Annotated in this window: 22 protein-coding genes; 11 read left to right on the plus strand and 11 right to left on the minus strand. The window is 67.9% G+C overall.

Annotated elements, in window-relative coordinates; all coding sequences use genetic code 11:
• Window positions 1–49: 49 nt before the first annotated feature.
• Genes A5760_RS25350 through A5760_RS25375 form a run of 6 tightly spaced genes read left to right on the plus strand, consistent with a single transcriptional unit; the run spans window position 50 to window position 6,354 of the window.
• A complete protein-coding gene (locus tag A5760_RS25350) occupies window positions 50–1,411 on the plus strand; it encodes an amidohydrolase family protein (RefSeq protein WP_064885997.1) in 1,362 nt (453 codons plus the stop codon).
• A gap of 2 nt (window positions 1,412–1,413) precedes the next feature.
• Window positions 1,414–3,747, plus strand: coding sequence for a CaiB/BaiF CoA-transferase family protein (locus tag A5760_RS25355; protein ID WP_064885999.1), 2,334 nt, complete (start codon window positions 1,414–1,416; stop codon window positions 3,745–3,747).
• A gap of 1 nt (window position 3,748) precedes the next feature.
• Window positions 3,749–4,090 carry a hypothetical protein gene (locus tag A5760_RS25360; RefSeq protein ID WP_064886001.1) on the plus strand — a complete coding sequence of 114 codons (342 nt, stop codon included), beginning with the start codon at window positions 3,749–3,751 and terminating at the stop codon, window positions 4,088–4,090.
• Between the two features lie 28 nt (window positions 4,091–4,118).
• Window positions 4,119–5,276 (plus strand): thiolase family protein, encoded by a 1,158-nt coding sequence (locus A5760_RS25365; protein ID WP_064886002.1) that lies wholly within the window; start codon window positions 4,119–4,121, stop codon window positions 5,274–5,276.
• Entirely contained in the window at window positions 5,273–5,707 is a 435-nt protein-coding gene (locus A5760_RS25370) for a Zn-ribbon domain-containing OB-fold protein (protein WP_064886004.1), read from the plus strand. The genes A5760_RS25365 and A5760_RS25370 overlap by 4 nt, the downstream gene beginning before the upstream one ends.
• Window positions 5,704–6,354, plus strand: coding sequence for a MarR family transcriptional regulator (locus A5760_RS25375; RefSeq protein ID WP_064886007.1), 651 nt, complete (start codon window positions 5,704–5,706; stop codon window positions 6,352–6,354). Before A5760_RS25370 ends, A5760_RS25375 begins: the two co-directional genes overlap by 4 nt.
• On the opposite strand, the gene fadD1 is transcribed toward A5760_RS25375, so the two are convergent.
• The 3 genes from fadD1 to A5760_RS25390 form a co-directional block, all read right to left on the minus strand.
• Window positions 6,293–7,981, minus strand: coding sequence for a fatty-acid--CoA ligase FadD1 (gene fadD1 / locus A5760_RS25380; RefSeq protein WP_064886009.1), 1,689 nt, complete (start codon window positions 7,979–7,981; stop codon window positions 6,293–6,295). The genes A5760_RS25375 and fadD1 overlap by 62 nt on opposite strands.
• A 424-nt stretch (window positions 7,982–8,405) precedes the next feature.
• Window positions 8,406–9,176, minus strand: a complete 771-nt coding sequence (locus A5760_RS25385; protein WP_064886010.1) for an SDR family NAD(P)-dependent oxidoreductase — start codon at window positions 9,174–9,176, stop codon at window positions 8,406–8,408.
• A gap of 51 nt (window positions 9,177–9,227) precedes the next feature.
• Window positions 9,228–10,058 (minus strand): alpha/beta fold hydrolase, encoded by an 831-nt coding sequence (locus A5760_RS25390; RefSeq protein WP_064886013.1) that lies wholly within the window; start codon window positions 10,056–10,058, stop codon window positions 9,228–9,230.
• A gap of 67 nt (window positions 10,059–10,125) precedes the next feature.
• Here A5760_RS25390 and A5760_RS25395 point away from each other — a divergent pair, with 67 nt between their 5' ends.
• Complete coding sequence (locus A5760_RS25395) at window positions 10,126–10,734, plus strand: TetR/AcrR family transcriptional regulator (protein WP_064886015.1); 609 nt, start codon at window positions 10,126–10,128, stop codon at window positions 10,732–10,734.
• Window positions 10,735–10,805: 71 nt separating this feature from the next.
• Window positions 10,806–14,042, plus strand: a complete 3,237-nt coding sequence (locus A5760_RS25400) for an ATP-binding protein (RefSeq protein ID WP_231122747.1) — start codon at window positions 10,806–10,808, stop codon at window positions 14,040–14,042.
• Window positions 14,043–14,075: 33 nt separating this feature from the next.
• Here the strand turns inward: A5760_RS25400 and A5760_RS25405 are convergent, their stop codons facing one another.
• From A5760_RS25405 to A5760_RS25415, 3 genes are all read right to left on the minus strand, one after another.
• On the minus strand, window positions 14,076–14,636 hold the full coding sequence (locus tag A5760_RS25405) for a TetR/AcrR family transcriptional regulator (RefSeq protein WP_064886018.1): 561 nt from the start codon (window positions 14,634–14,636) through the stop codon (window positions 14,076–14,078).
• 75 nt (window positions 14,637–14,711) lie between these two features.
• Window positions 14,712–16,001 (minus strand): lipase family protein, encoded by a 1,290-nt coding sequence (locus tag A5760_RS25410; RefSeq protein WP_064886020.1) that lies wholly within the window; start codon window positions 15,999–16,001, stop codon window positions 14,712–14,714.
• A 69-nt stretch (window positions 16,002–16,070) separates the two neighbouring features.
• Window positions 16,071–17,015, minus strand: a complete 945-nt coding sequence (locus A5760_RS25415; protein WP_064886021.1) for an alpha/beta hydrolase family esterase — start codon at window positions 17,013–17,015, stop codon at window positions 16,071–16,073.
• Between the two features lie 74 nt (window positions 17,016–17,089).
• On the opposite strand from A5760_RS25415, the gene A5760_RS25420 reads away from it, so the two are divergent.
• A complete protein-coding gene (locus A5760_RS25420; protein WP_064886023.1) occupies window positions 17,090–17,542 on the plus strand; it encodes a MarR family winged helix-turn-helix transcriptional regulator in 453 nt (150 codons plus the stop codon).
• Window positions 17,543–17,553: 11 nt separating this feature from the next.
• Here the strand turns inward: A5760_RS25420 and A5760_RS25425 are convergent, their stop codons facing one another.
• The 4 genes from A5760_RS25425 to A5760_RS25440 form a co-directional block, all read right to left on the minus strand.
• A complete protein-coding gene (locus A5760_RS25425) occupies window positions 17,554–18,363 on the minus strand; it encodes a polysaccharide deacetylase family protein (RefSeq protein ID WP_064886025.1) in 810 nt (269 codons plus the stop codon).
• A 261-nt stretch (window positions 18,364–18,624) separates the two neighbouring features.
• A complete protein-coding gene (locus tag A5760_RS25430; protein ID WP_064886027.1) occupies window positions 18,625–20,025 on the minus strand; it encodes an alpha/beta hydrolase in 1,401 nt (466 codons plus the stop codon).
• Window positions 20,026–20,198: 173 nt separating this feature from the next.
• Window positions 20,199–22,487: a heavy metal translocating P-type ATPase gene (locus tag A5760_RS25435; protein ID WP_064886030.1), complete on the minus strand. Its 2,289-nt coding sequence runs from the start codon at window positions 22,485–22,487 to the stop codon at window positions 20,199–20,201.
• Window positions 22,484–22,696 carry a heavy-metal-associated domain-containing protein gene (locus tag A5760_RS25440; protein WP_064886031.1) on the minus strand — a complete coding sequence of 71 codons (213 nt, stop codon included), beginning with the start codon at window positions 22,694–22,696 and terminating at the stop codon, window positions 22,484–22,486. Before A5760_RS25440 ends, A5760_RS25435 begins: the two co-directional genes overlap by 4 nt.
• Window positions 22,697–22,819: 123 nt before the next feature.
• On the opposite strand from A5760_RS25440, the gene A5760_RS25445 reads away from it, so the two are divergent.
• Window positions 22,820–23,290: an SRPBCC family protein gene (locus A5760_RS25445; RefSeq protein ID WP_064886033.1), complete on the plus strand. Its 471-nt coding sequence runs from the start codon at window positions 22,820–22,822 to the stop codon at window positions 23,288–23,290.
• On the opposite strand, the gene A5760_RS25450 is transcribed toward A5760_RS25445, so the two are convergent.
• The gene (locus A5760_RS25450; RefSeq protein WP_064886036.1) at window positions 23,291–23,851 is read right to left on the minus strand and encodes a pyridoxamine 5'-phosphate oxidase family protein; all 561 of its coding nucleotides are present in this window, start codon (window positions 23,849–23,851) and stop codon (window positions 23,291–23,293) included.
• 99 nt (window positions 23,852–23,950) lie between these two features.
• Between A5760_RS25450 and A5760_RS25455 the strand changes: the two genes are divergently transcribed.
• Window positions 23,951–24,628: a TetR/AcrR family transcriptional regulator gene (locus A5760_RS25455; RefSeq protein ID WP_064886038.1), complete on the plus strand. Its 678-nt coding sequence runs from the start codon at window positions 23,951–23,953 to the stop codon at window positions 24,626–24,628.
• The last annotated feature ends 5 nt before the right edge of the window (window positions 24,629–24,633 follow it).

Here is a 24,633-nt window from a genome sequence, read left to right on the forward strand (position 1 = left end):
ACTCACGCCATTATCTACTAGTCACTATCTATCGACCGAGGAGCGCGGCATGAATAAGGACGATCTGATCCTGATCAGCGTGGACGACCACATCGCCGAGCCGGCCGACATGTTCGACGCGCACGTTCCCGCCACCTACAAGGATCGCGCCCCGCGGGTGGTCATCGAACCCGACGGCATCCAGCAGTGGTACTACGGCGACATCCGTGGACGCAACATGGGACTGAACGCCGTCGCGGGAAAGCCCCGCGAGATGTACAACATCGACGCCTCACGCTACGACGAGATGCGGCCGGGCTGCTTCAACGTCGACGAGCGGGTGCGGGACATGAACGCCGGCGGACAGCTGGCAGGGTTGAACTTCCCGAACTTCACCGGGTTCTCCGGCCAGGTCCTCAACCAGGGTCCCGACCGCGACACGAACCTGGTGATGATCAAGGCCTACAACGACTGGCACGTCGACGAATGGTGCGGGGCCTATCCGGGCCGATTCATCCCGTGCGGCATCCTGCCGCTGTTCGACGTGGCCGAGGCCGCCAAGGAGGTCAAACGGCTCGCCGACAAGGGCTGTCACGCCGTCACATTCTCGGAGAACCCAGAGGCGTTGCAAATGCCCAGCATTCACACCAAGTACTGGTACCCGCTGTTCGAGGCCGTCTGCGAAAGCAACACGGTGCTGTGCACCCACGTGGGCTCCGCCTCGCGCTCGCCGCAGGTGTCCACGGACGCGCCGCCCAGTGTGCAGATGACCGCCTCGTCGATGATGAGCATGTTCACCTTCACCGAGCTGATCTGGGCGCAGTTCTGGGCGGACTTCCCGCAGCTGAAGTTCTCGCTGACCGAAGGCGACGTCGGCTGGATCCCGTACTTCCTCTGGCGGGCCGAGCACGTGTACAACCGGCACTCGGGTTGGACGCTGGCGTCGTTCCCGCCCGGATACGACGGGCCGACCGACGTGTTCAAGCGGCACTTCTACACCTGCTTCATCAGCGACAAAGTCGGTGTGCAGAACATGAATTGGTTCAACGAGGACATGCTGTGCTGGGAGTCCGACTTCCCGCACTCCGACAGCAACTGGCCCTTCGCGCCCGAGGACATCGTCGCCACCATGGGCCACCTCGACGACGCGGTCATCAACAAGATCACCCACCAAAATGCCATGGCCGCATACTCATTCGACCCTTTCCAGTACATCCCGAAGGAGCATGCGCGGGCCGGCTACCTGCGCGCGCAGGCCACCGACGTCGACGTGGTCACCCATGTCGGCCGCCAGGCCAGCCAGCGTGACCGGGACGCGTGGACGAGGATGACGCAGTTCGCGCTGCAGGCGCAGGCGCAGGCCTCGGCGCAGGCGCCCGTGACGGTTGAGGTGTCCGGCATCGCCGGGCGCGCCACCACCCTGGGCAACTGAGCGTGGCAGCCGAGCCGCCGCTCGCGGACTGGCGTGTGCTGGAGCTGTGCAACGGCCTGGCGGCGTCCTACTGCGGCAAGATGTTCGTCGACGCCGGCGCCGACGTAGTGAAAGTCGAATCACCACAGGGTGATTCGCTGCGCGGCTGGTCGGCCGGCGGACCGCCCGGGGCGCTGTTCGGCTACCTGGCCGCGGGTAAGAAGTCGGTGGTCAATCACGGCCAGGCCGAGGTCACCTCGCTGCTGGCCGGCGCCGACCTCGTGCTCACCGACCTCACCGACGGCTGGACACTGGACGCCATCAACGCGCACACCGCCGCGTCGGCCGTGGTCGTGGCCATCACACCCTTCGGCACCACCGGGCCCTACGTCGAAAACCAGGTCGCCGCCAACGAATTCATCCTGCAGGCGTTGTGCGGATCGATCGCCGGCCGCGGCTGGCCGGACGACGAGCCGGTGCAGGCCGGCGGGCGGCTCGGCGAGTGGCTGGCGGGCACCTTCGCCGCGGCGGTCGCCGCGGCTTCGACCAGGCACGCCGGCCGCAGCGGCCGCGGCGAGGTCATCGACGTCTCGACGTACGAGGCGATGGCGATCGCCATGGGCGGCCTGTCCGCGATGTCGGCTAGCGTGTTGGGCGCCGATTCGCTGCTGCACGAACGCAGCCTGGAGCTGCCCTCGATTGTTCCGACGGCCGACGGTTTGGTCGGCTTCTGCACCATCACCGCACAGCAGTTCCAGGACTTCCTGGTGATGATCGAGCGCGCCGACCTGGTCGACGACGCCGAACTGGCTTCGTTCGCCGGCCGCGTCGAGCGCCGCGACGAGTTCCTGGGCATGGTCACCGAATGGACCGGGAGCCGAACCACCCAGGAGATCGTCGATCTCGCGGTGGCATTCCGGATTCCGGTCGCCCCCATCGCGACTCCCGAGATGCTGCCCAAGATCGACCACTTCGTGGAACGCGGCGTCTTCGTCGACTCGCCGGCCGGGGTGCTGTCCCCGCGGGTGCCATATCGCAGCGAGGCGATAACGACCGCGGCGCCCGCAGAACCGCCGCAACTCGGCGCCGATGCCGGGCATGTGCGGTGGCCCGCGCGCCCCGAGTCGCCGCGCGGCGGCGACGGCACCGCGCTGCCGTTGTCCGACGTCCGCGTCACCGACTTCACCGCTTTCTGGGCCGGGCCGGTCGCCACCCAACTGCTGGGCGCCCTGGGCGCCGACGTGATCAAGGTCGAGGGCGTGCGTCGCCCCGACGGCATGCGGTTCTCCGCCGGCCGCCCACCCGACTGGGACCAATGGTGGGAATGGGGCCCGGTGTTCTTGTGCAGCAACAACAACAAGCGCTGCGTCAGCATCGAACTCGGCACCGACGCCGGACGAAAGCTCGCCCTTGAACTCGTCGCCGCAAGCGATCTCGTCGTCGAGAACTTCTCACCCCGGGTGATGGCGAACTTCGGCCTGGAGTTCGACGCGGTGCGCGCGGCCAACCCGCGGGCGATCATGGTCCGGATGCCCGCGTTCGGCCTCGACGGCCCGTGGCGCGATCGGGTCGGCTTCGCGCAGACCATGGAACAGGCGACCGGCATGGCGTGGATGACCGGACACGCCGACGGCCCACCGGTGATCCCGCGCGGTGTGTGCGACCCGATCGCCGGCCTGCACGCCGCCTTCGCCGCGGTCGCGGCGCTGGTGATCCGCGACCGCCGGGGCACCGGAATGCAGGTGGAGTGCACCATGGTCGAGGCCGCGCTGAACGTGGCGGCCGAAATGCTGGTCGAGTATTCGCGCAATGGAATCGTGATGCGCCGCAATGGAAATCGCGGGCAGGGTGCCTGTCCCCAGGGGGTCTACCGCTGCCGCGGTGACGACGAGTGGGTCGCGCTGGCCGCGACGGACGCCGCCGCCCGCTCGTCGCTGGCCGGCCTCCTCGGCCAGCCGGGCCTGGACGAATCCGGCTGGGCCGAGGGGGCCGACGACATCGACAAACTCGTCGCCGCCTGGGCCGCGGGGCAATCGGTGACCGAGGCCGTCGAGGCATTGCGCACCGCCGGTGTGGCCGCGGCGCGCGTCACCCCGGCCGCGGCGCTGCTGACCGATCCGCAGCTGCGGGCCCGCGGCTTCTGGGAGACGGTCGACCACCCCGTCGCAGGCACATTCCTATGCACCGGAATGCCTTTCGCGTTCCTCGGCAAGCCGCGGCGCTGGATCCGGCGGGTGCCGCCGCTGTACGGCCAGCACACCGATGAGGTGCTGACCGACGTGCTGGGGCACAGCCGGGACGACCTGGCCGCGCTGCGGCAATCGGGAACCATCAGCGCTCGGCCGGCGGGCCTGTGACGTGGCGGTCAGCCTCTGCGTGCCGCCCCGCGCCGGCGAGCTGTGTGCACCGGTGCGTTTCCTGGTGCGCCAGGACTCGGTGGTGATGGAGCTGACCGCGCGGCACCGCATCACCAGCGTCGAATGGGACGACGACGAGCACGCCGTCGCGATGGTTGTCGAGATCACCGACCCGCAGACGGCACGGCCGGTGGATGTGCGCATCGAGGTCGTGGAATCGGGTTCGGCAGCTTACTCCGAGAACGCCGACACACACGCCACGACCATCGGCACCATCACCCGCGACGGGCGGCGATGCGAAGTGCGCGGCACCTACCTGGGTGTCGTCGCAGACGAAAACTGAAGGGCTGCAACGGAATGGACTGTCAGTGATGGCGGCAATGCGCACCACGGCGATCGTCGGGGTGCACAACACCCGGCAGGGGCGCCGCCTGGACGGTGAAACCTCGCGCGGCCTGGCGATCAAAGCGATCCTGGGCGCGCTCGACGACGCCGGCCTGACCCTCGACGACGTCGACGGCATCAGCGCGAGCCCGGACTCGACCTCGTTGATCTACGACCTGCGTATCGGGCCGGCCTGGCAGGGCCTGGCGTTCGGGGTCGGCATGATCACCGAGGCGGTCACCGCCATCGAGCACGGTATGGCCGACGTGGTGGTGCTGGTCGCGGCCCAGGCCGGCGAGTATCGCGACCACGAGGCCACCGCGCCGTGGACCCGGCCCGAGAACGAATTCGTGGCCCCCTGGGGCATGTTCACCACCGCCGAGTTCGCGCTCATCGCGCGGCGTCACATGCATGTCTATGGCACGACGCGCGAACAACTTTCGTTGGTGGCGGCGACCATCCGGAACAACGGCTCGCGCAATCCCGAAGCCGTCTACTACGACCGTGGGCCGTTCGCCCCGGAGGACATCACCGCGTCCCGGCCCATTGCCGACCCATTCCATCTGCTGGACTGCGCCACCACCTCCGAGGGAGGGTGTGCGCTGGTCGTGGCAAACATCGATGCCGTCGACGTTGCGGGCCAACCCATCTACGTGCTGGGCAGCGGCGCGGACTTCCACGGCCCGTCCTACCAGCATCCGCCCGCGTACGACCTTGCCGGGCGGCGCGGGGATCACGTCAACGGTGTGGTGGGCCGGCGCGCCGCCGACTGCGCGTTCAACCACGCCGGTCTGCGCCGCGAGGACGTCGACGTGCTGGAACTCTACGACCCCTTCTCGTTCGAAATCATCCGTCAGCTCGAGGCTTTCGGCTTCTGCGGTGACGGCGAGGGCGGCCCGTTCGTGGCCGACGGCCACATCGCCATCGACGGCAGCCATCCGATCACCACCGACGGGGGAACCATGTCGTTCAGCCATGCGGGTGCCAATCCGCAGATGATGCAGCGGGCCGTCCGCGCGGTGCAACAGCTACGCGGACGGGCCGGCGATCTTCAGGTCCCCGACGCGCATGTCGCGTTGTGCAGCAACGGGGGAGCTGGGGCCCTGTTCACGACGGTGCTGATCCTGGGAGACGAACCACGATGACCTCCGATCCACTGCGGCCCCAGACCGGGCCCGTCCCACACGCGAGCAGCCACCTCAGCGGGCCGTTCTGGGAGGGCTGCCGGTCCCACGAGCTGCGCTACCAGCGTTGCGCGGCTTGCGGATCGGCGAACTTTCCCCCGACAGAACATTGCCGCCAATGCCTTTCGGACAACCTCAGCTGGCAGCGAGGCGGCGGCCGCGGCGAGATCTACAGCTGGACCGTCGTATATCGGCCGGTCACAGCGGAATTCGAGCCGCCCTACGCGCCGGCCATCATCACCCTGGACGAGGGTTACCAGATGCTGACCAACGTCGTCGGCGTACCGCCGGACGACCTGGACGTCGGCTTGCGGGTGCGCGTGCAGTTCCACGCCACCGGGCACGACGTGACGCTGCCGTACTTCACCGGCGCGGAGACGGACAGCTCGTGAGTCCCAGGACCGCCAATGGCCTGCCGGTCACCGCCTACCTGGTGCTGGGGGTGCTGGCGGCCAACGACGAGCAACTCACCGCCGGTGAGATCAAGATGCGCGCGGAACTGTCGGTCGGGCACTTCTATTGGTCCCCGTCGGTCAGTCACGTGCGGCGCGAACTGGCCCGCCTGCTGCAGCGGGGCATGGTCAGCGAGACCGGCGCGCAATCCGGCAAGCGCGCCATCACCTTGTACGAGACCACCGATGCCGGCCTCGACGCTCTGCGCCGCTGGGTCCAGCACTTCCCGGGCCAGGATCAGGTGGTCATCAAGCACCCCGTCATCCTCAAAACCTGGCTGGCCCGGGGGCAGGACCCCGAACCCGTCCTCGACACGTTGGACCGGCATCTGGAGGCGACCCGGGCCCGGCTGGACGAGGCGCTGTGGTCGCGGCAGCGGTCGGTCGAGCTCGGCATCACCGAGGACCCCGAGCAGCGCTACTCGTTTGCGGTGTTGGACTACGCGATCCGCGGGCTGTACGCGGAGATCTCCAACATCTCCCAACTGCGCGACGAAATCGCCGCCGGCACAACCCGAGACCCGGTCAGACGGGTGCGACGGTCGAAGGGGCAGATCCGGCGCCGGGCACCGAGGAGCCCGGGCTAGCCGATGGTGGCGACCCGCTGCGCCCGGCTTCGCCGCCCATGCGATCGCCACTGACCGTGTAGGCGGTGCCCCGTGGTTCGCGCTCCCAGAGCACCTCTCCCGGCCCGACGGCCGTTCCCTGAGCGATCAACTGGCGCTTGAGCACCTTGTGCGTGGCGGTGCTGGGCAGATCTGCCGCGATGCGGACGTAGCGCGGACGGGCTTTGGGGGACAGGTCGGGCTGCGCGTCCAGGAACGCTTCGAATTCGGCGGGCGCAAGGGTGCGGCCGTCGTTGAGGACGATCGCGGCCATTACCTGATCACCGACGTGACCGTCCGCGACGGCATAGACGGCGATCCGGCTGATCGCGCTGTGGCGCAACAGAATCCGCTCGACCGGCGCCGCGGCCAGGTTCTCGCCGTCCACCCGCATCCAGTCCGCGGTACGCCCGGCCAGGTAGATCCAGCCGTCGGCGTCGCGGTACGCCAGGTCCCCGGACCAGTACATGCCGTGGCGCATGCGTTCGGCGTTCGCGTCCGGGTCGTTGTAGTAGCCGGTGAAGAAACCCGAACCGGCCGTGTTGACCAACTCGCCGATCGCTTCGTCGGCGTTGGCGAGCGCCCCGTCGGCGTCGAACCGGGCGACGGCACACTCGGTGACGGTGTCGCTGTTGTAGATCGCGATCCCGTCCATGCCTTTGCCGATCGAGCCCTTGGGAGTGCCTTCTTCGCGGATCACGATGATGGCGTTCTCGGTGGAGCCGAAGCCGTCCTCGACCTGCACACCGAAGCGGCGGGCGAATTCGTCGATGTCCTTGTCGTTGGCCTCGTTACCGAAGGCCACCCGCAGGGGATTGTCGGCGTCGTCGTCGCGTTCGGCGGTGGCGAGGATGTAGGCGAGCGGCTTGCCGACGTAGTTCATGTAGGTGGCGTCGTGGCGGCGGATGTCGTCGAGGAAGCTGCTCGCCGAGAACTTCGCCGGCACGATGGCGGCACCGGAGCACACCGCGGGCGCCCATCCGGCGACGACCGCGTTCGAGTGAAACAGCGGCATCGAGACGTAGCAGGTGTCCTGCTCGGTGAGGGCGAAGCGCTGGACCAGATTGAGCCCGGCGAACGTCGCCATGAGGTGTGATACCTGCACCGCCTTGGGATTTCCGCTCGTCCCCGAGGTGAAGATCATCATGAAGGCGTCCATCGCGGTGACCTCGCGGTGTGGCTTCAGTTCACCGGCGGCGTCGACGAACTCGCCCCATTGCGGTGTGGAGGAGTCGAGGATCTGCGTGTCGCCGAGGTCCAGGCCGTCCAGCAGCGGCCGGTGTTCGGCGTCGGTGACCACGAACTGGCAGTCCGCGCGCCGGACGTCGGCGGCCAGCGCCTCACCGCGCCGGGTGGTGTTCAGTCCGCACAGGACGTAGCCGCCGAGGCCGGCCGCCGCCATCTGGCTGACCATCTCGGGGGTGTTTCCCAGCAGGGCACCGATGTGCATCGGGCGCTGTGGATCGGCGGCGGCCAGCAGCGCGGCGGCCCGCGCCGTGGCGCCCGTCAGATACTGACGCCAAGTCCATTGCACGTCACGATATTTCACCGCAACCCCGGGATCGGACAGACGCTTGCGCAGCAGCGCCTGAATCGTGTCGTCAGCCATCGGTCGAATCTACCTTCACTCTGCCCGTACTACGAGACGAGACGGTCCGTCTTATCGTAGCGGGTGACTCGGCGCCGCCAACCCGCAGCGGCCGGCGGGGCCGGCGGACGCATGCCCTGCACCACCTCGCGTTGTAAAAATTTTCATGCCCATTTCGCCCAGGATTCCCGATCGCGGACCGCGTGTATAGCCGTTCCGTTCGCATTCAACGGCCATCATTGCCTCATGCTCTTTGAGTTGCACAGATCGCTGATCCTGCTCAGGAATCGAGCGCGCGAATATCGCCGCGAAGTCGCACAATCGCGGTCGATGGGCGTCTCCGGCCGGCGGCGCCGCCGCGGTCAGCCTGCTGCGCCGAAAGCCCATGACCAAAGCTGATGCCGCTCAATACCGTTGGCAATCGAAGCCGTCGCTCATCGGCCGCCTAACCGCCCACCATCATCAGGCCGCCGTCCACGGCCAGCAGTTGGCCGGTGATGAAGCCGGAGCCGGGGCCGGCCAGGAATACCAGCATCGGGCCGACGTCGCGGGCGGGCTCACCCAGCGTGCCGCCGAGTGGGATCATCATCTGCATCTGCTGGTCGATCAGGGCCGTGGCGTCGGGACCGAGGAAATCGCGGAGCCGGTCGGCGCCCGCCGTCTGCACCGCGGGCGCAAGGGCGTTGACGGTGATGTTGTCGGAGGCCCAGGCCTTGGCGGCCGACCGCGTCCATGCCTGCACCGCGCCCTTGGTCGCGGCGTAGACGGCCGAGATCGGGCTGCCCATCACGGCTTCGGATGACCCGAAGTTGATGATGCGACCGCCCTTGGGGTCTTGGTCCTTCATCACCGCGTAGGCGGCCTGGTTGGTGAGGATGGTCGCCTTGACGTTGGTGTCCAACAGGAATGAGATGTCGTCGGCGCCGATGTAGCCGGGGATTCCCGCCTGCCACAGCCCGGCGGCGTTCACCAGCACGTCGAGTCCACCGAGGCGCTGCGCCGCCTCGCCGACCATCGCCGAGACGGCGTCGGCCTGGCGCACGTCGCACTGCAACCACTCGGCCGTCAGGCCGTCCGGCGGTGGCGTCTGGTGATAGGTCGCGGCGACCCTGGCCCCCGCCTCCGTCAGGACGGCAACGGCGGCCGCGCCGATACCGGTGGCGCCGCCGGTGACCAGGATTCGCGTGCCGAGCAGGGGAGACGTCGCGTCTGACATGGCCAAGACGCTACCGCGAGCGGAGGCTTCCGCCGCGGCGGCATCAGCGGGTCAGGCGCGCACCGCGATCGTCGAGAGCAGATCGGCGAGCCGGTCGGGCTGATCGACCATGGAAAAGGTCCTGGCCCCCGCGATGACTTCGAGTCGGGCGTTGGGAATGGTCGCGGCCAGCCGCGCCCCGTCTTCCTGCTCGAAGAACACGTCGTCGGCCGACCACGCGATGAGCGTCGGCTTGTCGAAGTCGTACAGCCGGGCCGCCACCGTCGTCGTCACCTCGGTGCGCATCGAAAGGGTGAACTGCCGCAGGTCTTCGGCGACCGCCGGCAGCGACAGCGCTGGGCGCACCCAGGCCTCGGTGAGCTCGTCGATGTTGCGATGCGCCAGGCCGTCGAACGCGCGCTTGCGCACGGCCGCCACCCGCATGGCCTGCGCCACGATCCGGAACGTCGTCTTGGACTTCGCCGCCAGAATGACGGGCTTGAGGATCGGCGGCGGAAAGTGTTCGAACGCATCGCAACTCGTGAGCACCAGCGCGCCCAGCCGCTCGCGATGATGCACGGCCACCAGCTGAGTCACGACACCGCCGGTGTCGTTGCCGACCAGAACCACGTCCCGTAGGTCGAGCGCGGCGAGCACCTCGGCGACCATGCCGGCAACACCGGTGATGGTCTGGTCGGCGCCGCGCCGCAGCGGCTCCGGATGCGCGCCCAACGGCCAGGTCGGCGCGATGCAGCGCAGACCGCGGGCGGCCAGGCGCGCACTGACCTGGCGCCACAATTGCCCTCCCATCATGTATCCGTGCACGAAGACCACCGGCCTGCCGTCCTCGGGTCCGGTTGCTTCGTAATGGATGGTTCCGGCACTAATGTCGATCGTCGACATAGCAAACTCCTACTTCAGAGATACACTTACAAACAGGCTGCCTGTTCGTAAGTTACCAACAGATTGTATGGAAAGCAAGAGACGGACCCAGGAAGAGCGCTCCGCGGCGACCCGCGACGCGCTGATCGCGGCTGCCCGCAAGTTGTGGGGTCTGCGGGGCTACGCCGACGTGGGGACGCCGGAGATCGCCACCGCCGCCGGGGTCACCCGCGGCGCGATGTATCACCAATTCGCCGACAAGGCAGCGTTATTCCGTGAGGTAATCGAGGTCGTCGAGCAGGATGTGATGGCGCGAATGGCCGTCGTGGTGGCCGAATCCGGAGCCACCACACCCACGGAGGCGGTCCGCGCCGCGGTCGACGCGTGGCTCGACGTCTCCGGCGACCCCGAAGTGCGCCAGCTGATCCTGTTGGATGCGCCGAGCGTGCTGGGCTGGGCCGAATTCCGTGATGTCGCACAGCGATACAGCCTCGGCATGACCGAACAGATGCTCACCGAGGCCATCCGGGCCGGCGAACTGGCCGAGCAGCCGGTGCGGCCGTTGGCGCACGTGCTGATCGGCGCGCTCGACGAGGCGGCCATGGTGATCGCCACCGCCGAGGACCCGCAACGGACCCGTCGAGAAGTCGGTCAGGTGCTGCACCGGCTCATCGGCGCGATGTTCGCCGCTCGGTGACGGCCGCAGGCGGTTTGCTGACCTTCTGAATATCAGGCTGCGTAGGCGTGGATGGTGGGACGATATTCCACGTGACGGACGGCCGGGCCGTGCCGGCGGAGAGCGAAAGTACCCATAGCGAGCTTGGCGCATCAATCGACGAGCTGGTCGATCGCGCCGTGTCTGCAATCAATCGTGGTGACAACACGACGGCGACGGCCTTGGCCGGTCAGGTACTTGCCATCGACCATGCGAATGCCGACGCCGAGGACTTGCTGTCGGCCGCGCCCGGTGTGGGAGGGGAGATCCGGCGGCTCACGATTCTGTTCGCCGATGTTGTCGATTCAACCGTGTTGTCGACCCGCGTGGAGCCGGAGACTTATCGTCTGGTGGTCGGAGGCTACCGGGATATCGTTTCGCGCACGGTTGAGGAGTATGAGGGCCACATCGGCTCCACCAAAGGCGACGGATTGCTGGCGGTGTTCGGTTACCCGACGGCGCATGAGAACGACGTCAAACGGGCGGTGCACGCAGGACTGGACATCGCCCGAGCGGTAGCCCGGCTCAGCGAGCAGACCGACCGCCGGTTCGGGATCGACATCGCGGTGCGCGTCGGGGTGCACCGCGGGCTGGTGTACCTGGACACCGCACAGGACGATGTGTACGGGTTGGCGGCGAACTTGGCCGCCCGCCTGTCGGGACTTGCAGCACCGAACTCTGTGGTGGTTTCCAATCCGGTTGCGGCATTGGTGCGCAACGACTTCGAGCTCGAAGAGCAACCCGCCGCCCCGGTCAAGGGTGTGCCGGGGTTGATCGCTCACCACCGCGTCGACAGCGAACGTGTTGAGCGACCGGCGCGCGTCCATGGACCTTTGGTGGGCCGTGATCGCGAGCTGGCGAAGCTGAACACACACTGGCGGCGCGCACGAGCCGGCGCGCTCAAAACTCCCGTGCTGTTCTTCTGCGGCGAACCGGGCGTCGGCAAGAGCCGGCTAGTGGCCGAAGCCGCCGGCCTGGTCAAGCCGTCGGGCGCGGTAATTCTGGAGCTGGCCGGATCGCCCTTCCACACCCAGGTGGGCTTGCACCCGATCCGCGTCCTGCTGGAGCGACTGTGTGGCATAACTCGCGTAACCGATCCGGTGGAGCGGCTGCGTCTGCTGCGAGCCGAAATAGTTGCGCGCGGTCTAGATCCGGATACCGCGGTGCCGGCACTTGCACCGGTTCTGGGAGTCGGAGCCGAACACGGCTACGAGCCGCTCGAGGCTGAGGGCCGCAGGCTGGAACAGTTGATCGGCTCGGCGGTGCGCTCGTACCTGACGGGTTGCCTGAGTGATGCGCCGGCGCTACTCGTCGCCGAGGACGTGCAGTGGTTTGATCTACCGACCCTGGAAGTGATCGAGGCCATGCTGGACACCGGCGAGGGCCGGCTGCTTGTTGTGATAACCAGTCGCGACGAAAAGTCGCTGCCGAACCATTGGCAGGTAGAACAATTCAACCTACCGCCGTTGACGGACGAAGAGGCCGATGAGCTCATCGTCGCGCTAGACCCGACTGCAAGCGCCGAAGAACGCGCGGAGGTGCGACGCCGTTGTGACGGGGTGCCCTTCTACATCGAGCAGGTAGTGGCAGGGCTGCATCTGGCGCCATCGGACGGCACTCATGTGCCCGACGCGTTGTACGAACCGCTTTTCGCACAGCTGCGCGCCGGCAACAACGTGGTGCCGGTGGTCGAGGCCGCCGCGGTCATCGGTCGCCATATCGACCGATCGCTGTTGATCACCGTGGTGGACCTCGACGAGCAACAGGTCGACGAAGTCATCGACCGCCTCGTGGATACGGGCGTGTTCGAGCGCACCGGAAACGCCGGCTGCCGATTCCGCCATGAGCTGCTTCGCGAGGTCGCGGACGAACTCGCTCCCCCGAGCGTGCGGCGCAAACTGCATGCGAAGGTCGCCGACGCCTTGGTCAACACGATGACTGGTGACCCCGACTGGCCACTGGTTGCCTCTCATTACGAGCAGGGCGGCCGGCACGCGGATGCCGCGTCGGCCTACCAACGGGCTACGGCCGCAGCACGTCGCCGCGGCGCCCTGGCCGAAGCCCGCACCTACCTGACCCTCGCCCTCACTCAAGTTGAGCAATGCCCGCCCGGCCCGGACCGCGATCACCGCGAGATCGCCCCGCGGCTGGAACGCGGCTACCTCACTGCCACCGCAGAAGGGGCCCAAAGCCCGGTTGCCGCTTCAGACTTCGAGCGATGCCTGCAGCTTGCGGGTACCGATCTGCGCGACGACGAGCTGTTTGCGACGCTGCCCGCCGTGGGCGCCTACTACCTTTGGCGTTCGGACCTGCGCCGGGTTGATTCGCTGTTACAGGTCGCAGTGGCGGCCACCGAGCACGGGCGAGAATGGTTCCGGCCCGCACTTGCCGGCTCGGCGGGCGTCGTGGCCTGGCTGCGCGGCGAATTCGACACCGCGAGCGCATATTTCGAGCAGGCAACGGGTTTAGCTGAGGAATACGAGGAGCGGATCCAGGCCATCTGGTTCGTCCCGCACGACCCGGTGGCCCTGGCGCACGAACACCTGGCCTGGCACCGCCTGGTGCAAGGGGATCTCGCCGGCGCCGAGGTGCAACTCAAGCGCGCCGTCGACCGCGCGAGCCAGCTCGGTTATCCACAAAGGCCCTACAACCATCTCTACGCCATCGACATGGATATCTGGATCTGCGCGGAGACCGCCCAGTACGATCGCGCTCGCGAACTGGTCCGCGAAATAGCAGACACCGCAGACAGGTACGGGCTCGACCATCTGTATTGGCAGCTGCTCGGCGCCACCGAAAAAGCGATGGTCGACGGGCAGGCCGCTATCGCTACGCGCAATCCCGACCCCACCTCGCTGGGTCCACACATCGAGGCGATGACGCAGGTGATCGAGGTCTGGCAGGCGCTGGGAGCCAGCACGTATAGGCCGTTTTATTGGTGCATTCTGGGACGGCTTTTGATCGCCGGCGAGCAGGTGAACCAGGCCCGTGCCCGTCTCGATACTGCGCTCCAATTCGCAGCTGACACCGGCGTGCGTTTCTACGACGCCGAACTGCTGCGGGCCCGGGCGCAGACCCACACGGAGTCGAACGCGCGCGCCGACGACCTCGCCGCCGCCCGGGAGGTCGCTCGCCGCCAAGGTGCGCGGCTCTTTGAAATCCGCGCGAGCCTCGACGATTTCGACCTGCGTGGGGAGCCGGCGCGAAGGCACCTTGTTGATGCCGTCGGGAAGATCCCGAAAGACAGTCGGCTTCCCGAGCTTGCACGAGCGCGAGCGGTCCTTCGATAGCTCGAGGCGAAACCGAGCCAAACAAACGGTCCGTCACCCACCGCGAACATGAGCGACGCCCGCGATGACACCTTGGATCAGCCGGTCCAGATGCTCGGGATCGTCGACGGCCGGCTGGCCCGCGACGAAGGTCAGCATGATGCCGTTGATGAACGCGAGCGTGGCGATCGCCTGGTCGTCGACCAATGCCGGATCCGGCGCGCTGTCGGCGGGATGCCACTGGGTGACGACGTTGCGCGCCAGGGCGTAGAGCCGGTCTGCGGAGTCGCTGAGGGCCGCGGCCAGCTCCGCGTCCCGGCCGGCGAGCAGCGCGAGTTCGTAGCGCGCCTTGGCGCGGGTCAACCAGGGTTCGCTGTTGACGTACATGACGATGCGGGCCAGGCCCGCGGTGCCGGTGAACTGCGTGGCGTGATCCTCGGCGAGTTCGGCCATCATCGAGAAGTCGGCGAGGTCGAGTTCGGCCAGCCGCGTCGCCATGGCATGCATCAGCGCCTTGCGGGTCCGAAAGTAGAACGACGTGGTGCCGGCCGGCACGCCGGCGTGGTCGTCGACTTTCGGGTGACTGACGCCGTGCACCCCGTTGCCGCCCAGCAATCCGATCGCGGCGTCGGCGAGCTGGCGGCGCCGCTCCGCCGCGTTGTGCTTTCTACGTGCAGCGATGCACCCAGTTTAGAACTGGCCGCAGTTCGGTGCGGTGGGCTCGCCGTTGAAGCGGGCGGCGATCCATTGCATGGCGGGTTCGCCGTCGACCAGCATCGGCAGCGCGTGGTTGATGATCAGCTTGTTGAGGAAGGGCGGCTCTTCGTTGGTGCGGAATTCCACGTCGGCGCCCTGGCCGCACCAGTCGCGGCCCAGCTGATTGGCCGCGGTCCACGGCACCAGCGGGTCGTACCGGTTGCTGTCGATCATCACCGGCGCATTGGGTTTGAAGCGCCCGATCCGCTGCGCGTCGAACAGGGTGTTGAACGGCTCCTCGTTGACCAATTTGTAGATGTCTTCGGTGAAGTAAGGCTGTAGGTGACGAAACATGAAGTCCAGCAGGGTCTGTCCCACACACTGGCGCGACACCGACTCCAGCATCGCCAGGCCGCGCGGTGTCATCTTGGCGCGGATGGTGTCGGCGAACTCCGGGTAGGCGGCCATCACGCTGTTGAGCGCGTACCCGACGACACCGACCAGGACGCTGCCGTCGGCGTAAGGGAACAGCTCCTTGAGGTCGGCGGGCGGCGCCCCGGCGTAAGTGCCCACGATATGAAGGTCGGGGGCATATTGCGAGGCGAGTTCGGCGGCCGACGCCGAGGCGCCACCACCCTGTGAGTAGCCCCAAAAGGCCACCGGCCCATGCGGATCCAACGACGTTCCGGGCAGCCGCATGGCGGCGCGGGCCGCATCGAGCACGGCCTGGCCCTCGGCCACCCGGCCCACATAGGTGTGCATCGACGGGGTGCCCAGGCCCTGGTAATCGGTCATCACGATGGCGAAGCCACGGGCAACCATGGTGGCGACGAACAGCTCCTCGTAGTTGAACATGATGTCCCAGCCACCCGAATAGTGGATGCCTTGGTTGAACATTCGCGACGGGGCGCACTGGTTGCCCTGGCCCTGGGTGCCGGGTGCGTAACTGATCAACGGCCGAGGCCCGCCGCCGGGCCAGTCGTTATAGGGCTCGAAGTAGGTGCCGGTGACCGCGATCGGGTTGCCCCGGGTATCGGTGCTGCGGTACATGATCCGGGTCCCGGTGGCCATGATCGCCCCCAGCTGGCCGGAGGGCTCCAGCACCAGCCGCGACGGCTCGGTGCGGATCAGGTCGCCGGGCTGGCCGGGCGGAAGGGGATCCGGGGGAAGATAGAAGTCCGCGTACTGCGGCTCGTCCCCGCCGTCGGCCCGCGCATTTCCGACTCCTAAGAATGCGGAAACAATTATCAGCAGTGCTGCGAAAACTCCCCCGGCCCGACGCATTACGGAACGGTAACAATCAACGGGTCACAGCGGAAGGGCAATCTCTAATCTTTTAGAGATTGGTTTTCGCTACCGATGTTTCTGGCTGAAGAATTGCCAGATGGTGTCCGTGGCGTCCAGCGCCGTCGACGGCGCCGGAATCCCGGCGACCTTGTCCGCCAGGGGGCTCGGCTCACCGCCGGGCCATTGATGGCCGGCGCCCGCCACCGAGATCAGCTGCACGGTGCGCCCGTCGGCGCAGCCCGCCGTCTGCGTGGTCACGTCGCCGGCGGTGGCCGAGCTCGGCGCCCCGCATCCGTCGATGGCGCGCCAGGTGGCGTTGACGGATTCCACCGACGGGCCGTCGACGCGCGGGGATCCGTTGAACGCGAACGCCTTTCCGGCGCCGCCGTTGTACGGCACGCGGTCGTCGGCGGTGCCGTGGATCTGCAACACCGATGCCGGCCGTGCCGCAGAGCAGTCGGTCAGCAGGGTGCCGCCCACCGGCGCGATCGCCGCGAACGTATCGGACTGGCAGCCCAGGCGAAGCGCCATCATGGCGCCGTTCGACATGCCGGTGACATAGACCCGCGCGCGATCGATGGGGATCTCCTGCTCGATGGCACCGACCATGGCGGTGATGAATCCGACGTCGTCGGTGTTGAGGTGTCCGGGCTCGCCGCAGCAGGTGCCGGCGTTCCAGGCCCGGTTGAGGCCGTCCGGGTAGGCGACCAGGAAGTGTCCGTTGTCCGCCTCGGCGTCCCAGTGGTAGGAACGCTCGGCCTGCGTGCCGTTGCCGAAGCCGCCGTGCAGCATCACCACCACCGGCACGGCCTCGGTGAGCCCCTGGGGCCGATAGAGGTGGAAGGTCCTGTTCGCTCCGCCCGAGGAGATGCTCTGCGTGGATTGCCCCACCGGGATCGATTGCGGGCCGGGGGTTCCCAGCGCATGACCGCCACCGAGGCATCCGGCGAGCACGACAACCAGAACGGGTGGCAGGCAGACGCTCGCCACCCGGATCCATCCCCATCGCATGAGCACAGCGTGGCACCGATGCCCGGTTTTGACAAGTAACTTGTCAATCGGTCCCCGAGTGGCAGACTGGCGACATGGCACAGGAACCGGGTTCCGGGTGGGAGCCCACCGTGCCGGCGCTGGTGAACCTGGTCGCCGCCGCCGGGGCGCCGCACTTGCGCGCGGCGTTCGCCGCGGCCGGCCTGGACGGGATCCGCCCCGCGCAATCGGTCGCCCTGGTGCCGCTGGCGGCGGGCGGATTGCACGCATCCGATCTGGCCGATCGCCTCAGGGTGAGTCGGCAGGCGGTGGCCCAGGCGATAGCGGCCCTGGAGCGACATGGCTACGTCACCCGAGGACCCGACCCGGTGGACGCGCGTGCCCGCGTCATCGAGCTGACCGCGCGGGGCCGCCGGGCGCTGCAGGTAATGCGTTCCAACGCACAGGCTTTGGAGCGGCGATGGACCGAGGTGCTGGGCGAGCGACGGTTGGGGGAGTTGCGCGAGACCTTGACGGCGTTGCTCGCCAGTGAGGCCGAAACCGGTTGACTAGCCGCCCGTTACGGCGTCTTGAGGAACACGTCGTTGAGCGTGACGGTGCGAAGGTTCCGGTCGCGGATGATGTCGACGAGTTGCGGATAGACATGCGTCACGGGCAGATGATTGAGGTGCCCGATCACGATGGACTGCGGTGTGAAGTACTGATCGGCCATCTGCACGATGTACTCCTCGGTGATCAACGTCGAGTCCGACAGCGATCCCGACCACAAAGTCGGGACCTTGTAACCGAAATCGCCCGCCACGGCGTCGACGGCGGCGTTACGCTTTCCGTACGGCGGCCGCCAGTATGGTTTCGCGCCGATCCCGTAGGTGTTCCTCAGAAACGCATCATTGCGTGAGAGCTGTTCGGCGACTTGCTCTTTCGTCAGCTTGGTCAGGTCCGGGTGTGACCAGGTGTGGTTGCCGAGCTGAATCTGCCCGCTGTCCACCAGTGGCCGCAGCATGTCCAGGTTCTCGGTCCACGAGTCGTAGATCCCGTTGACGAAATAGGTCAACCGGATGTCGGTGTCCTTGGCGAACTGCGTGTAGGCCCGCACCACCTCGCTGTTGACGCCGTCGTCGACGGTCAGCGCGAGCAGATCGCCCTCGCCGGGGATCTTCATCAGCGCACCGCCGCCGGGCAGTGGGATGCGGGCGCTCGGTGGCGGGGGCGGCAGCAGGGCCTGCGGGGCGGTCGGGCCGGAGGTCGGTATGTCGGCCGCCGGGGTTTGGGCGAACGTGCGTGGCTGCGGATCGACGATGAGCCGCGCAGCGCCTACGCCGGCGACGACCGACGCGGCGAGCGATCCGAGGAACTGACGACGATTCATGGCTGACAAGTGAGGGCGTCGAACAAATGATCACGTGATAACGGAAATGGCGAATTCAGCCCGATGATTCGCGCATTTATCGTGGCGAGCTGCGCAACAGGCGGGTCCGCGTGGGAACCGCCGCTGGTGCAAAACATCGAGGCCACAGCAGCGAACCGTACCATTCGCTGCGGCCATATGTCGGCTGCGTTACGGGAGGGTCAGCTGTGAATTCTCTCCGACCCCCGTTATCGCCGGTGAACGCGAGCCGACCAGCGGGAATTAACGCGGTTCGCCGATGGCCCGTTGCGGCAGTTGCACCGGTTCGGTAGCGGGGGTGCCGAGCGTCGAGGCCAGCCAGGGTAGCGCCGTGGCAAACGCCTCGGCGGCGAACGGCCAGTCGTGTTTGCCGGGCTGGGTGACCACCGCGCAGGCGATGCCGTTGGCGGCGCCGACGGCGCACAGCGAGTTCGCCGCGACGTCCTGACCCTCGGGGTTGGCGGCGGGATCGCTGCTGGACGCGATCAGGGCCGGATTGCCTTCCTGCGCGACGTTGTGCGCGCCGTCTGAGCCTGGCACGTCGAACCAACCCGACAGGCCGTCGTAGTGACCGTGCTTCGTCATGACGGTGACCGGGTCGAAGGCCGCCCAGGCGTCGTGATTGCCGCCGAACAACCGGGCGACCGTTTGATCCTTGGAGCCGCCGTTGGGTCCGCGGTCACCCGCGATGTCCACGAACGCGCTGAACAGCTCGGGGTGCATGACGGCCAGGGTCACGGCGCAGGTCCCGCCCATCGACCACCCCGCGACGCCCCAGTTCGCCCGGTCGGCGCTGACGCCGAAGTTCGACACCATGAAGGGCTCGATGTCCTTGGTCAGATGGTCGGCGGCGTTGCCGCGGGTGCCGTTGACGCACTCGGTGTCGTTGTCGAAGGAACCGGTCGGATCGACGAACACCAGCACCGGGGAGAAGCCGTGGTGTGCGGCCGCGAAGTTGTCGATGGCGGTGAACGCGCCGCCGGGGCCCAGCCAGTCGGCCGGGGTGTTGAAGGCGGAGCTGATCATCATGACCGCCGGCAGCCGAGGTGGCGGATTGGTGTTGAACCATGCGGGAGGCAGGTAGACCAATTCTCGGCGGTGGGCGAAGTGCGAGCCAGAGGGGGCATTGTCGTCGATGTCCACCGGCACCACCACGCCCTTGGTCGGCTTGGTGCCGGCGACCTGCATCTCGGTCACCCGCAGCCGGTCGATCTGGTCGGGCAGCGGCACGGACGTCAGCTGATTCCACGCGGCGAGTGCGGTGGGAAAGTAGCCCACCCAGCCGTTCAGCGCCATGCCCGCGCAAAGAACACACAGCGGTATCGCCAGCACCGCCACCCCGCGCCGCCACCAGCGGATCCCTCGCCACCCCACCAGGAAGACCGCGGCGGCCAGGCCGCTCATCGCGATCCAGAGCCACAGCGTCGTCGGTGCCGGGTCCCCGGCCACCCCGAGCGAGGTGATGTACCACCGGGCCAGCAGCGTCACCGCGACGGCCGCGATCAGCGCCACCGGCAGCACCCGCTTGAGCCAGCTCCCCGTGCGCCATTGAATCGCGACGAGCACCACGAGCAGCGCGAGGCCCTGCACGGCGGGGGGAAACCAGCCGTGCAGCAGGGACAGTTGTCCGAAGAACTGCTCCAACGGTCGTGACCTTTGCTAGATCGATCGCTGCGCGCGGGTGAGGTGGGTATCGAAGGGCCGGTCGGGGTCACCGAAGGCGGCGGCCGGACCAACTATCCCATACCAACGTGGCCCGTCAGCCGACCGTTTCTGCGTGTGGGCCGACCAGATGCGCGCGGACCGGGACCCACCGCTCATGCCTCGTCGATGACGCTGGTGAACGAGCGCAGCCGCAGGCTGTTGCCGACGACCAGCAGGCTGGAGGCCGCCATCGCGGCGCCGGCGAACATCGGGTTGAGCATGCCGAGCGCGGCCAGGGGGATCGCGGCCAGGTTGTATCCGAAGGCCCACAGCAGGTTGGTCTTGATGGTGGCCAGGGTTCGCCGGGACAGCTGGATCGCGTCGACGGCGGCACGCAGGTCGCCGCGGATCACCGTGAGGTCGGCGGCCTGGATCGCGACGTCGGTGCCGGTGCCCATGGCCAGGCCCAGGTCGGCGGCGGCCAACGCCGCGGCGTCGTTGATGCCGTCACCGACCATGGCGACCACCTTGCCCTCGGATTGCAGGCGTTTGACGGCGGCGACCTTGTCGGCGGGCGTCGCGTCGGCGATGACCTGCGCGATGCCGAGTTCGCCCGCGATGTGGGCGGCGACGGTGGGGTTGTCGCCGGTCAACAACACCGGGGTCAGGCCCAGCCCGGTGAACTGCCGCACCGCCTCGGCGCTGGACGGTTTGACGGTGTCGGCGACCACCAGGATGCCTTGGGCCAGGCCGTCCCAGCCGACGGCGACGGCGGTCTTGCCCTCGCTCTCGGCGCGGGCTTTGGCCGCCGACAGGGTCGCGTCGAGGCGGATTCCGCATTCGGTCAGCAGGCTCTCGCGCCCGATGACGACGGCGCGACCCTCGACGGTGCCCCGCACACCCTTGCCGCTGACCCCGGTGAAGTCGGCGGGTGCCGGGAGCGCCCCGACTTGCGCCGTGGCGCCCCGGGCGATGGCCCGCGCGACCGGATGCTCGGACGCGTCTTCCAGGGCGCCGGCGTAGCGCAACAGCGTGGCGCGGTCGGTCCCGGTCGCGGCGATCGCGTCGACCAGGGTCATCTTGCCGGTGGTGACGGTGCCGGTCTTGTCGAGCACGATCGTGTCGACGTTGCGGGTCGACTCCAGCACCTCGGGCCCGTTGATGAGCACGCCGAGCTGAGCGGCGCGCCCGGTGCCGACCAGCAGGGCGGTCGGGGTCGCCAGCCCCAGGGCGCAGGGGCAGGCGATGATGAGCACCGCGACGGCGGCCGTCAGGGCGGTGGTGAGCGAGAAGCCCGCCGCGAGCCAGCCGGCCAGGGTCGCCACCGCCAGCGCCATGACCACGGGCACGAACACCCCCGACACGCGGTCGGCGAGGCGCTGTACCCGGGCCTTGCCGGATTGGGCCCGCTCGACGAGCCTGGCCATCTGCGCGAGCTGGGTGTCGTCTCCGACCCCGGTGGCCCGGACGACGAGCCGACCGCCCGCGTTGACGGTGGCCCCGGCGACGGCGTCACCCTCGCCGACCTCGACCGGGACGGACTCGCCGGTCAGCATGGAGGCGTCCACGGCCGAGGAACCCGCCACGACGATCCCGTCGGCGGCGATCCGTTCGCCGGGGCGCACGACGAACTGGTCGCCGAGCGCGAGCCGTTCGATCGGGACGCGGGTCTCGCCGCCTTCGCGCAGCACCGCGACGTCCTTGGCGCCCAGCGTCAGCAGCGTGCGCAGCGCGGCGCCGGCCGTCCGCTTGGACCGCCTTTCGAAATAGCGACCGGCGAGGACGAACAGGGTCACGCCTGCGGCGACCTCGAAATAGACGTGGCACGGGGCGCCGTCGCGCCCGACGGTCAGCTCGAAGTCGTGCTGCATGCCCGGCTGCCCCGCCGTCCCGAGCAACAGGGCGTAGACGGACCACAGAAACGCCGCCAGGGTGCCGAGCGAGACCAGGGTGTCCATGGTGGCCACGCCGTGTCTGAGATTGGTCCAGGCCGCCGCGTGGAACGGCCGGCCGCACCACACGACGACCGGTGTGGTCAGGGCCAGCGAGAGCCAGTGCCAGCGGGGGAATTGCAGGGCGGGAAGCATGGCCATGGCGATGACCGGGCCGGCCAGCACGATCGCGGTGACCAGCCGCCGGCGCAGCGAGGTCAGTTCGGGGTCATCCGGCGTCGTCTCGTCCCAGGCGGGCTCCGGCGCGCGCTGCGGTAGGGCGGCGCTGTAACCGGCCTTTTCGATCTCGCCGATGAGAATCCGCGCGTCGTAACCGGCGGGAGCCGTCACGGCGGCCTTTTCGGTGGCGTAGTTGACGGTGGCGGCGACGCCGTCGAGCTTGTTCAGTTTCTTCTCGATCCGGGCCGCGCAGGAGGCGCAGGTCATCCCGGTGACGTGGAGCTCGATCAGAGTTGATGCGGGGTGATCGGGGAGGACGCCCTCGTCGAGCTGCCGTGGGGGCGTGCTCATGCGACCAAGACGGCCTCATAGCCGGCCTCGTCGACCGCGCCGAGAACGGCGTCCGCGTCGATGGGCTGTGCACTGGTGACGACGAGCTTGCCCGTGGCTGCGCTGACCGTCACGTCGTCGATGCCCGGGATCTGGGCCACCTCGCTACGGACCGCGGCCTCGCAGTGGCCGCAGCTCATTCCGCTCACCTGATATTCGCTGGTGGGCATGCCGCTCCTTCTCGATCCCCGGGCAGTCTTGACCACACCATTCTGCCTGCTGGGCGGAGCGGCCTATTGCCGCAGGTGCGATCCGCCGCCCGGATTAGGCTGCCTGTAGCGGAAGGAGACATCATGACCGTCACTGTCGTCGACCGGGGGCCTCGCCAGGTGAGCCGCAGGGTCGAGGTGGCCGCCCCGGCCGCGGAGCTGTTTGCCTTGGTCGCCGATCCACGCCGTCACCACGAGCTGGACGGATCGGGCACGGTGCGCGACAACATCACCGTGCCGGCACAACTGGTCGAGGGCTCGAAGTTTTCGACGCACATGAAGATGTTCGGGCTTCCCTACCGGATCACCAGCACGATCACCGCGCTGACACAAAACGAACTCATCGAATGGCGCCACCCGTTGGGTCACCGCTGGCGGTGGGAATTCGAGAAGCTGTCGCCGACGCAGACCCAGGTCACCGAGACGTTTGACTACCGCGATGCCGGTGCGCTCAAGAACAAGCTGAACTACTACGAGCGGATGGGCTTCGCGAAGGCGAACGCGACGGGCATCGAAGCGACGCTGAGCAACCTGCGCGATCGCTACGCGGGGTGATCAGCCCGCCGTCGGATCCGCTGCGTCCCAAGGCATCACGCCGGAAACCCAGTGGCTGAGTTCGTCGACCTGGTCGTTGCGGTGCAGATGGCGTGGCGGCGTTGCAAAGGTGGAGTAGGGCCGGCAGCGGATGACGACGCGGTTCTCGCGTTCGCACATGTCGCGGATGTGCGGGCGGGCCTCGTCGCCGAGTGGTTGGCCGGACATCCGGCCGCCCACCGCCATCATCACCTCGACCGCCAGATCCCGGTCTTGGTCGATGGTGGCGTCGGCGTAGACCTGCAGATAGGCGAACGGCCAGCGCTCGTCGAGGACGCACAGGCTCACCTTGGGATCGCGTTCGACGATGCGGGCCTTGCCGCGGCCGGCCATGGTGGAGACCAGCAATTCGCCGGTGTCGGTGGGGATGTAGTACACGATCGACATCGCCGGGCCGTCGTTGCGGCGGCGGTAGCCGAACACGCAGGTGCGATGTGTGCGCACGAACTCGCGTCGTTCGGAGGGCAGCATGTCGCGGTCGGTGGGAGCGGTGAAGGGCTCTGCCGCCAGGGGGAGGAGCATGGCGAATGTTCCTTGCTGTCAAGGTGGTTGATCGATCCGATATTTATGGATACAGTGTCTCCGTAATGTAGGCGTGTGTCAAGCGGCAGGAGCGCCACGGTGAGGGATGTGAGCGACACCAACCGGCCGCAGCGCCGTTCCCGCGGCCGCCCGGCCCTGCCGGTGGACCGCATCCTGGCCGCGGCCGTCGGCCTCGTCGACGAACAGGGGCCCGAGGCACTGTCGATGCGCTCGCTGGCGCAGCGCCTCGAGTCGGGGACGGCCACGCTGTACCGTCACTTCTCCAATCGGTCTCAACTGGTGTCCCTGGTGATCGACCACATCCTCGGAGAGATCGACCTCGACGCGAAAGAACTCGCCGCATTGCCGTGGCAAGATGCCTGTATCTCGTTCGCGCAGCACATGTTTGATGCGCTGAGCCGGCACGGCAATGTCGCGCCCCTGTTGATCGAATACACCCCGATGGGGCCGAACGCGTTGGCCAACCGCGAGCGCTGCCTGGCCGTCCTGCTCGACAACGGCTTTCCACCGTCGGTGGCGGCCCACGCGTACGCGACGCTGGCCCGCTACATCCTGGGCTTTGCGATACAGCTGTCCGGCACGGCGGCGGGCGACGGGGAACGAGACGCCGAACTCTCCGCCGCGTTTCACCGACTCGATCCGTCCCGCTTTCCCGCGACGGTCACCGTCGCCGACGACCTGCCCGTCCCGTTGGCCGACGAATTCGCTTTCGGGTTGCGGCTCATCGTCGCGGGCCTCGAGCGGTTGCGGAAGTGAACGCG

Source organism: Mycobacterium colombiense, assembly GCF_001665835.1.
In the GTDB taxonomy this organism is placed as follows: domain Bacteria; phylum Actinomycetota; class Actinomycetes; order Mycobacteriales; family Mycobacteriaceae; genus Mycobacterium; species Mycobacterium colombiense_A.